The sequence below is a fragment of the Pseudolysinimonas sp. genome (assembly GCF_039912695.1).
GTDB lineage: Bacteria > Actinomycetota > Actinomycetes > Actinomycetales > Microbacteriaceae > Pseudolysinimonas_A.
Map to the genome: position 1 here is coordinate 26736 of NZ_JBDSPJ010000010.1, position 14530 is coordinate 41265.

Annotated in this window: 14 protein-coding genes and 1 tRNA gene; 5 read left to right on the top strand and 10 right to left on the bottom strand. The window is 65.9% G+C overall.

The genetic code is table 11. The features are described from left to right. Positions 1-2: 2 nt before the first annotated feature. From topA to ABIR17_RS02970, 6 genes are all read right to left on the bottom strand, one after another. Complete coding sequence (gene topA, locus ABIR17_RS02945; protein ID WP_348002869.1) at positions 3-2693, bottom strand: type I DNA topoisomerase; 2691 nt, start codon at positions 2691-2693, stop codon at positions 3-5. Positions 2694-2765: 72 nt separating this feature from the next. Further along, on the bottom strand, positions 2766-3119 hold the full coding sequence (locus ABIR17_RS02950; protein WP_348002870.1) for an Rv3654c family TadE-like protein: 354 nt from the start codon (positions 3117-3119) through the stop codon (positions 2766-2768). 9 nt (positions 3120-3128) lie between these two features. Then, positions 3129-3470, bottom strand: coding sequence for a TadE family type IV pilus minor pilin (locus ABIR17_RS02955; RefSeq protein WP_348002871.1), 342 nt, complete (start codon positions 3468-3470; stop codon positions 3129-3131). Further along, positions 3467-3667, bottom strand: a complete 201-nt coding sequence (locus tag ABIR17_RS02960) for a DUF4244 domain-containing protein (RefSeq protein ID WP_348002872.1) — start codon at positions 3665-3667, stop codon at positions 3467-3469. The genes ABIR17_RS02955 and ABIR17_RS02960 overlap by 4 nt, the downstream gene beginning before the upstream one ends. A gap of 134 nt (positions 3668-3801) precedes the next feature. After that, the gene (locus ABIR17_RS02965; protein ID WP_348002873.1) at positions 3802-4674 is read right to left on the bottom strand and encodes a type II secretion system F family protein; all 873 of its coding nucleotides are present in this window, start codon (positions 4672-4674) and stop codon (positions 3802-3804) included. Then, on the bottom strand, positions 4671-5660 hold the full coding sequence (locus ABIR17_RS02970; RefSeq protein ID WP_348002874.1) for a TadA family conjugal transfer-associated ATPase: 990 nt from the start codon (positions 5658-5660) through the stop codon (positions 4671-4673). The genes ABIR17_RS02965 and ABIR17_RS02970 overlap by 4 nt, the downstream gene beginning before the upstream one ends. Before the next feature lie 496 nt (positions 5661-6156). Here ABIR17_RS02970 and acs point away from each other — a divergent pair, with 496 nt between their 5' ends. Then, positions 6157-8115, top strand: coding sequence for an acetate--CoA ligase (gene acs, locus ABIR17_RS02975; RefSeq protein WP_348002875.1), 1959 nt, complete (start codon positions 6157-6159; stop codon positions 8113-8115). Between the two features lie 25 nt (positions 8116-8140). On the opposite strand, the gene ABIR17_RS02980 is transcribed toward acs, so the two are convergent. Further along, on the bottom strand, positions 8141-8602 hold the full coding sequence (locus ABIR17_RS02980) for a RidA family protein (protein WP_348002876.1): 462 nt from the start codon (positions 8600-8602) through the stop codon (positions 8141-8143). Beyond that, positions 8599-8769, bottom strand: a complete 171-nt coding sequence (locus ABIR17_RS02985; protein WP_348002917.1) for a hypothetical protein — start codon at positions 8767-8769, stop codon at positions 8599-8601. Before ABIR17_RS02985 ends, ABIR17_RS02980 begins: the two co-directional genes overlap by 4 nt. 42 nt (positions 8770-8811) lie before the next feature. Between ABIR17_RS02985 and ABIR17_RS02990 the strand changes: the two genes are divergently transcribed. The 4 genes from ABIR17_RS02990 (at position 8812) to ABIR17_RS03005 (ending at position 13082) form a co-directional block, all read left to right on the top strand. Next, on the top strand, positions 8812-11445 hold the full coding sequence (locus tag ABIR17_RS02990; protein ID WP_348002877.1) for a transglycosylase domain-containing protein: 2634 nt from the start codon (positions 8812-8814) through the stop codon (positions 11443-11445). Continuing rightward, positions 11442-12386 carry a metallophosphoesterase gene (locus tag ABIR17_RS02995; protein ID WP_348002878.1) on the top strand — a complete coding sequence of 315 codons (945 nt, stop codon included), beginning with the start codon at positions 11442-11444 and terminating at the stop codon, positions 12384-12386. The genes ABIR17_RS02990 and ABIR17_RS02995 overlap by 4 nt, the downstream gene beginning before the upstream one ends. A gap of 38 nt (positions 12387-12424) precedes the next feature. After that, a tRNA-Pro gene (locus ABIR17_RS03000) sits at positions 12425-12498 on the top strand. A 251-nt stretch (positions 12499-12749) separates the two neighbouring features. Then, on the top strand, positions 12750-13082 hold the full coding sequence (locus ABIR17_RS03005; RefSeq protein WP_348002879.1) for an Lsr2 family protein: 333 nt from the start codon (positions 12750-12752) through the stop codon (positions 13080-13082). Between the two features lie 52 nt (positions 13083-13134). Here the strand turns inward: ABIR17_RS03005 and ABIR17_RS03010 are convergent, their stop codons facing one another. Together ABIR17_RS03010 and ABIR17_RS03015 are read right to left on the bottom strand one after the other, a co-directional pair. After that, complete coding sequence (locus ABIR17_RS03010) at positions 13135-13815, bottom strand: thymidine kinase (RefSeq protein WP_348002880.1); 681 nt, start codon at positions 13813-13815, stop codon at positions 13135-13137. Positions 13816-13830: 15 nt separating this feature from the next. After that, positions 13831-14529, bottom strand: coding sequence for a LuxR C-terminal-related transcriptional regulator (locus ABIR17_RS03015; RefSeq protein WP_348002913.1), 699 nt, complete (start codon positions 14527-14529; stop codon positions 13831-13833). Position 14530: the final 1 nt, after the last annotated feature.

Sequence of the window (14530 nt, forward strand, 5' to 3'; positions counted from 1 at the left end):
TGTCAGCGCTTTTTTGCCGGAGCCCTACGAGCCGGCGCACGCTTAGGCGCCGGGCCCTTCGCACGCTTCTCGGCAAGCATTTCGACGGCTCGATCGAAGTCGATCGTCTCAATGTCTTCGCCGCGCGGGATGGTGACGTTGGTGATGCTGTCGGTTACGTAGGCGCCGAATCGTCCGTCGCGGATGCGAATCGGCTTGCCCGACACCGGGTCAGCCTCGAACTCTTTGAGAGCACTCGAGGTGCGCGCGGCCCCGTACTTCGGCTGCGCGAGGATCTCGAGAGCCTTCGCGAGGTCGAGCTCGAAGATCTGCGCTTCGCTCTCGAGCGACCGCGAGTCGGTGCCCTTCTTCAAGTACGGACCGTAGCGGCCGTTCTGCGTCGTGATCTCGGCGCCCGACTCGGGGTCAACGCCGACGATGCGCGGCAGGCCGAGCAGCTTGAGCGCCATCTCGAGGTCGACGGTGGCCGGATCCATGTCTTTGAAGAGGGATGCCGTGCGCGGCTTCACGGCGGCAGCTTTCGCAACCTTCTTCTTGGGCTTGGGTTCTTCTTCGGCCTGCGGCTGAACTTCGGTCGGCTCGGGGTCGACCTCGGTCACGTACGGGCCGTAGCGGCCGTCTTTCGCGACGACCATTTTGCCGTTGGCCGGGTTCTCGCCGAGCTGACGGTCGCCGATGACCGGGGCGTCGATCAGTTCGCGGGCCTTGTCCGCCGTCAGTTCGTCAGGTGCCAACTCCGGCGGCACGTTGACCCGCCGCGGGGTGTCGGATTCGGGATCGGGCACCTCGAGATACGGACCGTAGCGCCCGATGCGCAGAGTGATGCCGCCGGCGATCGGGATGGAGTTGATGTCGCGAGCGTCGATCTCGCCGAGGTTGTCGACAACGGTGCGCAGACCCTTGTGCGTGGCGTTGCCGAAGTAGAAGCCGTTGAGCCAGTCGACGCGGTCGGCCTGACCGTCGGCGATCTTGTCGAGGTCATCTTCCATCTCGGCGGTGAAGTCATACTCCACGAGGTCGCGGAAGTGGTCTTCGAGCAACCGCACGACGCTGAACGCGATCCAGTTCGGCACCAGCGCCGTCCCGCGCGGAGTGACATAGCCACGGTCGATGATCGTCGAGATGATGCTCGCGTAGGTCGACGGGCGGCCGATGCCGAGCTCTTCGAGGGTCTTCACCAGGCTCGCCTCGGTGTAGCGCGGCGGCGGCGTGGTCTCGTGACCCTTCGCCTCGATCTGCTGCGCCGTTAACTGCTGCCCGACAGTCAGAGTCGGCAGGCGCTTCTCGTCGTCGTCGGTCTTCGACTCCGGGTCGCGAGCCTCGTCTTTACCTTCTTCATAGGCGGCGAGGAAGCCGCGGAAGGTGATGACGGTGCCGGATGCCGTGAACTCGGCCGTGCCGGCATCCACCGTCTTGCCTTCGATCGTGACGGATGCCGTTGAGCCTCGCGCGTCAGCCATCTGCGAGGCGACGGTGCGCTTCCAGATCAGGTCGTACAGCTTGAAGTCGTTGCCGCGCAGGACGGTACTGAGTTCCGACGGGGTCTTGAAGACATCGCCGGCCGGGCGGATGGCTTCGTGGGCCTCTTGCGCGTTCTTGTTCTTGCCGGTGTAGACGCGGGGCGCATCCGGAACCGTCTCGGCGCCGTAGAGCTTCGCGGCCTGGCTGCGCGCGGCGTCGATCGCCTGCTTCGAGAGCGTCGGCGAGTCGGTTCGCATATAGGTGATGTGGCCGTTTTCGTAGAGCCCCTGAGCGACCGACATCGTCTGGCGGGCCGAGAACCGCAGTTTGCGGGCGGCCTCCTGCTGCAGGGTGCTTGTCGTGAAGGGTGCGGCCGGGCGACGCGTGTAGGGCTTGGTCTCCAGGTTGCTGACCGTGAACGTCGCGGTCGCGGCCCGAAGCGCGGTGGCAAGCTTCTCGGCCCCGGCCTCATCGAGCGCGACAGCGTCACCCTTGATCGCCCCGCGGTCATCGAAGTCGCGACCGGAAGCGACGCGCTTGCCGTCGAGACGGGCGAGGCGGGCTTCGAAACTCTGACCTGCCGCGCCGAGCTCGGCGATCAGGTCCCAGTAGGACGCCGAGAGGAAGGCGAGACGTTCGCGCTCGCGATCGACGACAAGTCGCGTCGCGGCGGACTGCACCCGGCCGGCAGACAGTCCGGGGCCGACCTTGCGCCAGAGCACCGGGCTGATCTCGTAGCCGTACAGCCGGTCGAGAATGCGGCGGGTCTCCTGCGCATCGACCAGGGCGGTGTCGATGTCGCGAGTGTTCTCTTGGGCGCGCTGAATCGCCTCTTTGGTGATCTCGTGGAACACCATGCGCTTGACCGGAACCTTGGGCTTCAGCTCGTCGAGCAGGTGCCAGGCGATGGCCTCACCTTCGCGGTCCTCATCAGTTGCGAGGTAGAGCTCATCGGCGCCCTTGAGCGCCCGCTTGAGGTCGGCGACGGTGCGCTTCTTCTCATCCGACACCACGTAATAAGGAGCGAAGCCGTTTTCAACGTCGATCGAGAACTTGCCCAGTGACCCCTTCTTGAGCTCCGGCGGGAGGTTCTTGGGCTCGACCAGGTCGCGGATGTGCCCGACCGAAGCGAGCACCTCGTAGCCGTCGCCGAGGTACTGGGCGATCGTCTTCGCCTTGGCAGGCGACTCGACGATGACCAGTTTGTGGCCGGTGACCTTGGGCTCGGGCACTGTTCTCCTTCTATCCGGTGCACACCATACACACAGTCCAGCGCGAACAGCCGAGCGCTGCCACTGAGCAGTTCAGCGCGGCGGACCGGCCCGCGCCCGTGCGTTGACGACGATTCCGGCCACCGTCACCGAGACCGTCACCGTCGCAATGACCCCGTCGAGGTCGCAGGAGGCCAGGCGCGCGTCGTAGGTTTCGACCACCGCGGCGGCCTGCAGGCACGGCGCTCCTGGATGGATGCCGAGGGCCGTATCGGCCGCAGCGAGCGCGCCCGAGTCGGCGGCTGCGATCGCGCGCTGACGCGCCGCGAGGGCAACACCCAGCCCGATCGCAGCGAGCGCCAGCACCGTCACGAGAGCAAGCACGGCGAGGGCCAGCACGCCACCCGAGCCGCGTTCGTCGCCGCTTTCGACGAGCCGATGCCGCACCGGGCGCCTCTACCCGACGTCGCGAAGGGCGCAGGCAGAGGCCGCGGCCCGGAGCCCCAACACCGCAGCCGCGCCGATCGGAGCGACCTCGACCCGAACGCAGCGCAGGTCGCCGTCGAGCCAGGTCGACAGTGCGGCTCCCGAAACCTGGCGTGCCAGCCGCGTCTCGATAACCTCCTGAGCGTCTCCGCGCGCGAGACCCCGTGCGGCGTCGGCCGCGGCATCCTGAGCACGCACCTGCAGTGTCGCAATCTGGATGCCGCCCAACAGCAGCGCCACGATCACGAGCACCGCGGGGAAGGCGACCGCAAACTCGGCGGTCACGCTCCCGCGGTCGTCGCCCAGCGTCATCCGGCGGAGTTGAGGGCTCGTTGCACGAGATCGGTGAGAATCGCCTGCACCTCCCCCGACCGCAGGATGACGACCAGGAGGCCAGCGAACCCCACTGCGGCCATGATCACGATTGCGTACTCCGCGGTTGCGGCGCCTCGGTCATCGTCTTTCAGGATCCGGAGCGCCTCGCGCCAACGTGCCGTGAGTCGGCTCATGTCACACCTCTGTCTCTCCGCCGAAGCGGGTTAGGGGCACGAGCGAGATCAGTCTGCGAGCCGCCCACTCGCGGCACCGCCGCTCGGCGTGGGTCTCGGGAGTGCACGACTGGACCCCGGGTGGGGAGGAGAGGTCACATCCCGGAAACCGTTGATGCGATCATCGCCAGCAGAAGGGGCGCGACCCCCAGAGCCACAAACGCGGGGAGCACGCACGCACCGAGGGGAAGCAGCAACTGTGTTCCCAATCGAGCGATGCGCAGGCGCGCCGCTGCGTGTGACTCACGTCGCGCTTCGCGTGCCTCAGCTCGCAGAAGCGTGGCTACCGGCACCCCGGCTCGGTTGGCGAAGGCCAGAGTTGCTGACGGCGACGCATCCGGCGGCAACCCGGCCGCGGCCAGTGCCGAGGCCACTCGCTCGAGCGCGGCATCGGCGGCACCGCCCCCGCCGACCGCGATTGCGACGAGTTCCGCGCCGAGGCCGGGGGTGGGATCACTCTGCTTGGCCTGCCCCACCATCCTCCTCATCCAACGCCGGGCGATCACGAGCAGGACGCCTCCAGCGGTGAGGCAGAGCCACCCGGGCGGCGTCGTGAACAGCACCCCGAGAGTGTCTACTCCGAGCAACGCGCCGCCGAAGAGGCCGAGCGGCGGGAGTGCGAGCACGACGCGAGTTGTCGCCACCGGACCCGCGAGCGCAACGTCGACCTCCCGGCGTGCCTCGTCGAGCGCCGTCAGCACCTCGCCGAGACGGGCGAGGGTCGACGCGAGAGGTGCGCCGGAATCCGACGCCACACGCCAGGCTGCGGCGACGCACGCCCACTCGGCCTCATCGGGATTGTCGCGCGTCGCCTCAAAGATGGCATCGGCGATCCGATCGGCACCGTCGACCTGGGCGATTTGCGCCGCGACCGCGTCCTGTTCCCCGAGGTACCGCCAGGCGGCGAGTGGTGCGAGTCCCGCCTCGAGCAGCACCGCGAGTCGCAACACCGCGGCTGCCGGTCTCATCCCGTCACACCCGGTGGCTGCAGCCCGAGTGCGCGAATCGTGAGTCGCCCTCGACGCATCGCAAACTCGCCCACCGCCGCGAGCCGTCGTCCCTCCGGCGCGCGCTCAACGTGCAGCACGACGTCTAATGCGCTGACCGCTTGCCGTGCCACCGCATCCGTCGTCATCGCCGCGAGGGCTCCGAGCGCTTCCAGTCGCGCCGGCACGTCGTCGAGGGAATTCGCGTGCAACGTGCCGGCGCCGCCGTCATGACCGGTATTCAGTGCGGCGAGCAGTTCACGGATTTCGGCTCCGCGGCATTCGCCAACCACGAGGCGGTCGGGGCGCATCCGCAACGCTTCACGCACCAGCCGGTCGAGGCCGATGCCGCCGGCCCCCTCCAGGTTTGCCTGACGTGCCTCCAGCGAAACGACCTGTGGATGCGCGATCCGAAGTTCGGCCACATCTTCGAGCACCACGATCCGTTCGTGGGCGGGTGCGGCGGCAAGCAGTGCTGCGAGAAAAGTCGTCTTGCCGCTCCCCCCTGCTCCCGTCACTAGGAGGTTCGCGCGTCGCGCCACCAGATCCCGGATGCACTCAAGCGCCACTGCACCAAAGAATCCGGCCGCGTCGAGATCGTCGAGACTCAGCATCCTGGTCGAGGGCAGACGGATCGACAGCAGCGCTCCCCCGAGCGAAACGGGAGGCAGGACGGCATGAACCCGGATGCCATCGCCGAGCCGAACGTCGACCGCTGGCGTCGCTTCATCGATGTGCCGATCGCCTAACGCCACCAACCGAACCGCGAGATCCCGCGCGACGGGCGCGGCGAGGTGCACTCCATCGATGAGCGCCGATCCCCTCCCGCGGTCGGCCCAGACCGTTCCGTCACCGTTGAGAAAGACATCCGTCACCCCCTCATCGCCCACGACACCCGCCAATGGACCGAACGCCGACAGGGCGATCCCACGTCGCGCGACGTCACCGCCCGCAACGAATCCAGCCATGACGCCACCCTCCCCACTTCGGGGGGCATCACCAGAAATCTGAACCGAAACGGGGGCAAGCGCACCGACCCGCACCCCGTGAAGGACCGAGATTTTGTACCCCGATCCCACCCGAAGGTCCGCCAGCCGCGCTGTCGAACCCCCACGAGCACCCCTCCGTCGCGCGAAGCAAGGAAAGAGAGGGTTAAACGAAGAGGGGCGGCGCCTTTTGGGGGGAAAAGACGCCGCCGCAGTGACGCCGGATTGGGGGGAATCGATGGCGCCACAAACCCGAGATTTGCGCTCGGATGGTCCCGAGTGTACTCCAAAAAGAGGACACCGCAACGGCCAGTTGGATCACATCTTGCCCTGAGAGGGCAAGCGCATGGGTACCCCCTTTAAGAGTCACACCAACTTGTATGATGACCCCGCTCCGGGGACGCCACAACGTGCTGGCTAGGATCAACGCACACCACGTATCGATCGGGCCGTCTCGGCCGACGGAGGGCATCTGGTTATGAACGCCATCGACAACCTGATGCACGAAGATCGCCGTTTTCCCCCGACTGCGGCATTCACCTCGAACGCGGTCGCGACCCCGGCCCTCTACCGCGAAGCAGCGGCTGACCGTCTCCAGTTCTGGGCCGACCAGTCTCGCCGCCTGCTGCACTGGCACACGCCGTTCACTCAGACGCTCGACTGGTCGAAGGCGCCGGTCGCGTCGTGGTTCGGCGACGGAAAGCTGAACGTCGCCTACAACTGCCTCGATCGACACGTGCTCGCCGGCAACGGCGACCGAGTCGCGTTCCACTGGGAGGGTGAACCCGGCGACACCCGCACGATCACCTATGCCCAGTTGACGGCCGACGTGAAGCGTGCCGCCAACGTGCTCGCCGCCCTCGGAGTCGGGCAGGGTGACCGGGTCGCGATCTATCTGCCCGGCATCCCGGAAGCGGTCGTCGCGATGCTGGCTGTCGCCCGCCTCGGCGCCGTGCACTCGGTGGTGTTCGGTGGATTCAGCGCCGACTCGCTGCGCGCCCGCATCGATGATGCGCAGGCGAAAGTTGTCATCACGGCCGACGGGGGCTGGCGCAAAGGGAAGGTCTTCCCACTCAAGGCGACCGTCGACGCCGCCGTCAGCGGCACCTCGCCCGTCGAGCACGTGCTGGTCGTCAAGCGCGGCGACAACGAGGTCGAATGGACCGACCGGGATGTCTGGTGGCACGACGCCCTCGCCGCGGCGAGCGCCGAGCACGAGGCCGAAGGGTTCGACGCCGAGAACCCACTCTTCATCCTGTATACCTCGGGAACCACCGGCAAGCCGAAAGGCATTCTGCACACCTCCGGCGGCTACCTGACCCAGGTTGCATTCACCCACGAGAACGTGTTCGACCTACATGCCGACACCGACGTCTACTGGTGCACGGCGGATGTCGGCTGGGTAACGGGCCACAGCTACGTCGTTTACGGTCCACTCGCGAACGGTGCGACCTCGGTCATGTACGAGGGAACCCCCGACACCCCGCATCCCGGTCGCTGGTGGGAGTTGATTGAGAAGTATCGGGTCTCGATCTTCTACACGGCGCCCACCGCCATCCGGTCGTTCATGAAACTGGGCGGCGCGATTCCGGCGAAATTCGACCTCACCTCACTCCGCGTCCTCGGCAGCGTCGGGGAGCCGATCAATCCCGAGGCTTGGGTCTGGTACCGCGACATCATCGGCGGCGGCACCACCCCGATCGTCGACACCTGGTGGCAGACCGAAACCGGCGCCATCATGGTCAGCGCGCTACCCGGCATCACGACCCTCAAACCCGGGTCTGCGCAGGTGGCGATGCCCGGCATCTCGATCGGAATCGTGGATGACGACGGCACCCCGGTCGGCAAAGACGAGGGCGGACTGCTGGTTGTCACCGAACCGTGGCCGGCGATGCTGCGCGGCATCTGGGGCGACATGGATCGTTACGCCGAGACGTACTGGTCGAAATTCGCCGAGCAGGGGTATTACCTCGCGGGCGACGGGGCGCGGTTCGACCAGGACGGCGACCTGTGGCTGCTCGGCCGAGTCGACGACGTCATGAACGTCTCGGGCCACCGGCTCTCGACGGCTGAGATCGAGTCGGCTCTGGTCGGGCATCCTGCCGTCGCCGAAGCGGCCGTGGTCGGTGCCCACGACGACACCACCGGTCAAGCGGTGGTCGCCTTCGTCATCCTGCGGGCGGAGTACGCCGAACTTGAGAACGCGTCCGCCGAACTGCGTGCACACGTCGCCGCGAGCATCGGTGCGATCGCGCGGCCGCGACAGCTGTTCGTGGTCGCCGAATTGCCGAAGACGCGGTCGGGCAAGATCATGCGCCGTCTGCTGCGGGATGTTGCCGAAGGCCGTGACATTGGCGACACGACGACTCTCGCCGATGCCACCGTCATGTCGCTGATCGCCGACAAGTACGCCGCCGCCCCGTCAACCGAAGACTGAGTGGTCGCAGCGGGCTTGAAGGAGGTCAGGCGAACTCGAGGATGAGCTCGATCTCGACCGGCGAGTCGAGGGGGAGCTCGGCGACGCCAACGGCACTGCGGGCGTGACGCCCGGCCTCGCCGAAGATCTCACCCAGAAGTTCCGAGCCGCCGTTGGCGACCTTCGCCTGTTCGGTGAATCCGGGTGCCGAGTTCACGAACACCACCGCTTTGACCACCCGGGTGACGCGGTCGAGCGAACCAATCGCCTCGGCAGCCGCGGCGAGCGCGTTCAACGCACACTGGCGGGCGAGCTTCGCGGCATCCTCGACGGTGACCGTCGCTCCCACCTTGCCGGTCGCCGACAACACGCCATCGACGAAGGGAAGCTGGCCGGCCGTGAAGACCAGGTTGCCGGTCACGACCGCAGGAACGTAGGCGGCGAGGGCCTTTACGACCGCAGGTAGCTCGAGTCCTAGCTCAGCAAGCCGCGCGGCGATCGCACTCATTCGGATGCCTCGATGGGCCTCTTGAGGTAGGCGACGAGTCCGCCCTCGGGTCCGGTCACGATCTGAACGAGTTCCCAGCCCTGCACTCCCCAGGTGTTCAGGATCGCCGTGGTGTTGTGAATCAGAAGGGGTGTTGTGACGTACTCCCAGGTGCGCATTGCAGGCATCCATTCAGGTTCGGGCGGGGACCCATCGCGTACCCTGAGCCTATGCCTGCGCAGAAATCAACGGCCACCAGTCTGTTCTTCGGCGTCTTGGGGACCCTCGGCTTTAGCGCCCTCGCCGGTCTCCTGGTCACCGTTTTGGTCGCCCCCGCCATTGCCGTCTCTGGCGTCGCCGCCAATAACACTGTCGGCATTTTCAACAGCCTGCCCGAGTACATCAAGCTCGACTCGGGCAGCCAGCAGAACACGATCGCGGTTGTCGATCCGGCCCACCCCGACCTCACCGACCCCGAACACTTCAGAGACGTCGCGGTGATCTATAAGCAGAACCGTGAAGAGATTCCGCTCGACCAGATCAGCCCGTACCTGCAGTGCGCCGCGATCGCCGGAGAAGACCGCCGCTTCTATTCACACGGTGGCGTCGACGTGCCCTCGCTGATTCGCGCGGCTGTCGGTCAGGTTACGCATTCCGGCGACTCGGGCGCTTCCACTCTGAGCATGCAAACGGTGCGCAACATCCTGCAACAGCAGGCTCTCAACGACCCCACGATGAGCGAAGACGCGAAGAAGGCGGAGATCGCCAAGTCGCTGGCCCCGACGCTCGACCGCAAGCTCAAGGAGATGAAGCTCGCGATCGGTCTTGAGAAGAACTACTCGAAAGACGAGATCCTCCAGGGCTACCTCAACATCGCCGGCTTCGGTGGTAACACCTACGGGGTGCAGGCGGCGGCGCAGCAATACTTCTCGAAGAGTGCCGCGGACTTGACGATCGCCGAAGCCGCGAGCCTCATTGCGATCGTGCAGTACCCGAACCTCCGCGACCTCAGCGACCCCTCGCACTACGCGGCCAACACGGAACGCCGGGATGTCATTCTCACGGCGATGGCGCAGTGGGGGACGACCGGCGACACGGGCTGCATCACCAAGGCCGAGCGCGACGAAGCCATCGCGACGCCGGTGGATACCGCCTTCGTTGTTCCCGCGCCCCCGTCAGTCGGCTGCACGAATGCCGACCCCGGTTACGGCTTTGTCTGCGACTACGCCAAGCGAGTTGTGCCGCAGCTAGCTGCCCTCGGAAACACCCCTGCTGAGCGCTCTGCGGCCTGGGACCGAGGCGGGTACAAGCTGGTTCTGACCATCAACCCGACGTTGCAAGACGCCGCCGTGAGTACCGCCAGCGAATGGGCACCGAAGGACGAGGACCGATTCTCGCTGGGTGCCGCGGCGGTGTCCGTCGAGGTCGGCACCGGCAACATCCTCGTGATGGCTCTGAATAAGGACTTCAACGAGTCCCTTAACCCGCCGACCACGAGCACCGCCGTCAACTACGCGGTTGATTTCGCACACGGTGGTTCTCAGGGTTTCCAGCCGGGATCGACCTACAAGCCGTACGTCCTGCTGGCATTCCTCGCCGCCGGACACGGTCTCGGGGAGGCGTTCAACGCCGGGATTCTTGAGACCAACCAGGCCGAATACGGCGATTCCTGCGCTCCCGAGACCTTCGACGGCAAGGTCATCGGTCCGCCCTGGGGTGGCAAGTACACCTTCCACAACGACGCTAACGAGATGGGCTCGTTCACCGTCACGAGAGGCACGGCCGGCTCGGTCAACTCGGTCTTCCTCCAGATGGCCAAAGAGATCGACCAGTGCGACATCCGAAAGGTCGCGGAGTCGCTTGGCGTGCACAACGCGAACGGCACGGACGAGCTCTCGACTCGGCCCTCGTGCGCCATCGGTGGTTGTGAGAACAACCTCGCCCCCCTCACCCAGGCGGCCGGGTTCGCGGCAATCGCTGGCGGCGGCGTCTACTGCGCGCCGATCATGATTGCCCAGGTGATCGTCGTCCAAACCGGCGATCCACTCCCTGGCGAGAGCCCCAACTGCGCCCAGTCCGCCATGGTGTCGCCGAGCGTGGCAAACACGGCTGCGTACGCCATGGAAGGCGTCATGAACGGCGGCACCGGTAGCGTGTCGAACCCTCGTGACGGCACGCCCTACATCGGCAAGACCGGCACAACTGACAAGTCCGTTCACACCTGGATGGTGGGTTCGTCGACCCGCGTTGCCACCGCGGTCTGGGTCGGAAACATCACCGGCAACCAGGCACTGCGCAATATCAAGGTCCTCGGGCAGCAGGCGGGCACGTTGCGGCACCGAATCTTCAAGCCGATTGCTATCGAGATCGACAAAATCTATCCCGGTGGCGCCTTCCCAGCCCCCGATCCGGCGCTGCTCATCGGCAACCCCATCGAGGTGCCCAACGTCGTCGGGTTGACGCCCGAAGCCGCGAAGGAATCGATCGAGACCGTCTCCGAACTCGTCTACGAAGACGGCGGCACGGTCGACTCCGACCTTCCGCTCGGAGTCGTCGCGTCGACCGACCCGGCGGTCGGAAGCTCGGTGCCGAGGGGCACGACGATTCGCGTCTACACCAGCAACCATCTCGCGGTGCCGGTGCCCAATGTCGTGGGGATGCAACACGCGGCGGCGAAGACCAACCTGGAAGCAGCCCACTACACGGTGACGCAGATCTGCATCAGTGATGCCGACCTTGGCGGCAATCCGGCTCCGCCACCAGGCCAGGTGGTGTCTCAAGATCCCGCTGCAGGTACCTTCCGCAATCCGGCGACCACGACGGTAACGATCAAGTGGTACCAACCGGTCATCTGTACACCGTGACCCCCGGCCGATCCGCGGCCACCGCCTTCGGAGCGGCAGCCGCGGTCGGCGTGGGCGTCCTCGCCTGGGGCGTTCTGGTCGAACGAACTGCATTCACGGTTCGGCACGAGATGTTGCCGATTTTGCGGCCCGGTTCCCGGCCGCTGACGATCCTCCAGCTCAGCGACCTACACATGGCGCCGTGGCAGCGATCGAAACAAGACTTCGTGCGTTCGCTGGTGCGCTACGAACCCGACCTGATCGTCGACACCGGTGACGACCTGGGCCATCGCGACGGACTGGTCGGCATCCGGCGAGCCTACGAGCCGTTCGCCGGGATCCCGGGCGTCTTCGTTCACGGATCGAACGACTACTTCGGCCCGGTTTTCAAGAACCCGCTACGGTACTTCACCGGGCCATCGAAACGCCCGGGTCATGCGGAGCGACTCGACACCGGAGCTCTCGACCGGTTTCTCGTCAACGATCTGGGCTGGCTCAACCTGACCCACACGGCTCGCGCTCTCGCGACCCGTGGGCATCTGCTCGAACTGTTCGGCACCGCCGACGCACATCGCGGCTGGGACCGATTGGACGCGCTCCCCGGCGCGATCGAAGCGATGCGCGAGAGCGTGGATGCGGACGGCGAGAGCGTCGTGCGGCTCGGAGTGACCCATGCCCCGTACCGCCGGGTGCTCGACGCTTTCGCCACTCAGGGGGCCGACCTCATCCTCGCCGGCCACACGCACGGCGGGCAGGTTCGTCTTCCCGGACTATCTGCGCTGGTGACCAATTGCGACATTCCACGGAGTCAAGCGCAGGGTCTGTCGGTGTGGCGGGCGGCCCGTCATTCTGCGCTGCTCAACGTGTCCGCGGGACTGGGTACATCGATCTTCGCGCCCGTTCGCGTGGCCTGCCCGCCCGAAGCCGTGGTGCTCACTCTGGTTCCTGTCGGCTATCCTTGACAAGTTGTTCTGCCGCGCGATTTCACGGCAGCGAACAGCGGGGTATGGCGCAGTTTGGTAGCGCGCGTCGTTCGGGACGACGAGGCCGCAGGTTCAAATCCTGTTACCCCGACGCAATGTAAAAGGGCCGCCCTGGGCGGCCATTTTACATTGCTCGTGTGTATCAACCAGGCCCCGCCGCCGCGTTCCGACGCAGCGCGAAGCGCTGTGTCGGCGCTTCGGTGGGCGTACCCACGAACTCAGCGGAATCGCAAACCGCGATTCCGCGACCGGTTAGCCCGACTTGGGGAAAATGTTTTTGCCTCTCAGCATTGTGACTCTAAAATGGCTCAAGGTCGGGGAATCCAAAGACGGGGAATATCAATGAAAAAGCAGATCACACAACTGGTCGATGACCTCGACGGCACTGTCCTCGAGCACGGCGGCACGACCATCAGGTTTTCCCTCGAGGGGCGCTCGTACGAGATCGACCTGTCGTCGGACAACGCCGACAAGTTCCGCCGCGCCATGGCGCCGTTCATCGCCGCCGGGCGCGCAACTGCCGGTCGCACCACGTCAGGCGTTCGCCGCCCCTCACGCAACGCGAGCGGCGAACTCGCCGCGATCCGCAGTTGGGCGCAGTCGCACGGCTTTACCGTCGGCGACCGTGGTCGCATTTCGGCCGAGGTCCGCGACGCTTACGAACGCGCGCACTGATCTTCAGGTACGCACTGATCTTCAGGTACTGGTCCTCAGGTAGTGCAGCCCGTTAGGTGAAGTCGGCGTCCGGCGCGGACTTGGCGCTGAAGTCATACTTGGGTCGGCGTCCCCGGTTGAGCACTCCGCCGCTTTCCTCCAGGTAGCAGGAACCACACAGCGACTCGTAGCCGACGTGCCCCTGCCGGCCCGAGCTGGCATCGATCGCGACCTGGTCGCCGTCGAAAACGAAGACACCGTCGATCGTGCGGGCGTTGAAAATCGCTTTGCGCCCGCACCGACAAATCGTCTTGAGTTCTTCGAGCGAATGGGCGACCTCGAGCAGTCGCCTACTGCCCGGGAAGGCCACGGTCTGGAAGTCGGTGCGGATGCCGTAAGCCAGCACCGGCACGTCCTCGTCGATGGCGATTCGGAACAGGTCGTCGACCTGGGTCTCACTGAAGAACTGCGCTTCGTCGATCAGGAGGCACGCGACGTCGCGTCCCGTATCGCGAATCACCGACTCGCGACGTGCCATGAATGCCGCGAGCACGTCTTCATCCGGGGCGACAGTGAAATCCACCGAACGTTGCACGCCCAGCCGCGAGACAATCGACGCCTCGCCTTTCGAGTCGACGGCGGGCTTGGCGAGCAGCACGTGCTGGCCGCGCTCCTCGTAGTTGTAGGCGGCTTGCAGGAGCGCCGTGCTCTTGCCGGAGTTCATCGCGCCGTAGCGGAAATATAGTTTTGCCATGTCGTTAGGAGCACATTATTCGAGATACCCGTCTTCGGCGGCGCGGCGGATCAGATCCGCTTTCTTGCTCGCGGGACGGTTGACTCGGGCGTACTTCTCGCGCACCCGTCGCAGGTAGGTTTTGGCGGTCTCGTATTGCACGTTCATCTTCTCGGCGACTTCGACCGTACTCATTCCGGCGGTGTACAGGCGCAACGCGTCGGCTTCGCCGGGGCTGAGTTTGGGTCGGGATACCGCAGCCTCGGCAACAGAAACGGGCCGCAGAGGGCGGTCGGCTGATCCCGCCGGCATGCCCATCACGCGCCGCGCCGCATCCATGACGCTCTCCATGGAGAGGGACTTTGCGAGAAAGGCTGCGGCTCCCGCGGCCAGGGCACGTTCCCGTGCTTCTGAGGTGTCGACACTCGAGAGCACGATGACCTTCGCTCCGGCCGCACGGCACGTGCGAACTCGAGCCTCGATCGAGACTGGTTCTTTCAACTGAAAGTCGATGAACACCAGCTCGGTCGGAAACGCGGGGCTGTGCACGAGTTGTAGCCAGGTTGGCGCCATCACGACGACGGTGAAATCGGGCGCGTTCGCGGCCACCCAGCTATTCATGCTGTCGAGCAACACCTCGTGGTCGTCCAAGATGGCGAGCCGCACGGGGCTCGTGCGGGGGGCTGCAAGAGCACCCGATGCGCCCGGGATTGTCGAGACGGGACCCCCCAGCATG

Excerpts from the sequence above, each read along its gene's own strand:
- ABIR17_RS03010 (WP_348002880.1), bottom strand. The coding sequence starts at position 13,815 with ATGGCAAAACTATATTTCCGCTACGGCGCGATGAACTCCGGCAAGAGC.
- acs (WP_348002875.1), top strand. The coding sequence starts at position 6,157 with ATGAACGCCATCGACAACCTGATGCACGAAGATCGCCGTTTTCCCCCG.
- ABIR17_RS02985 (WP_348002917.1), bottom strand. The coding sequence starts at position 8,769 with ATGCCTGCAATGCGCACCTGGGAGTACGTCACAACACCCCTTCTGATT.
- ABIR17_RS02980 (WP_348002876.1), bottom strand. The coding sequence starts at position 8,602 with ATGAGTGCGATCGCCGCGCGGCTTGCTGAGCTAGGACTCGAGCTACCT.
- ABIR17_RS02965 (WP_348002873.1), bottom strand. The coding sequence starts at position 4,674 with ATGAGACCGGCAGCCGCGGTGTTGCGACTCGCGGTGCTGCTCGAGGCG.
- ABIR17_RS03005 (WP_348002879.1), top strand. The coding sequence starts at position 12,750 with ATGAAAAAGCAGATCACACAACTGGTCGATGACCTCGACGGCACTGTC.
- ABIR17_RS02960 (WP_348002872.1), bottom strand. The coding sequence starts at position 3,667 with ATGAGCCGACTCACGGCACGTTGGCGCGAGGCGCTCCGGATCCTGAAA.
- ABIR17_RS02990 (WP_348002877.1), top strand. The coding sequence starts at position 8,812 with ATGCCTGCGCAGAAATCAACGGCCACCAGTCTGTTCTTCGGCGTCTTG.
- ABIR17_RS02955 (WP_348002871.1), bottom strand. The coding sequence starts at position 3,470 with ATGACGCTGGGCGACGACCGCGGGAGCGTGACCGCCGAGTTTGCGGTC.
- ABIR17_RS03015 (WP_348002913.1), bottom strand. The coding sequence starts at position 14,529 with ATGCTGGGGGGTCCCGTCTCGACAATCCCGGGCGCATCGGGTGCTCTT.
- ABIR17_RS02970 (WP_348002874.1), bottom strand. The coding sequence starts at position 5,660 with ATGGCTGGATTCGTTGCGGGCGGTGACGTCGCGCGACGTGGGATCGCC.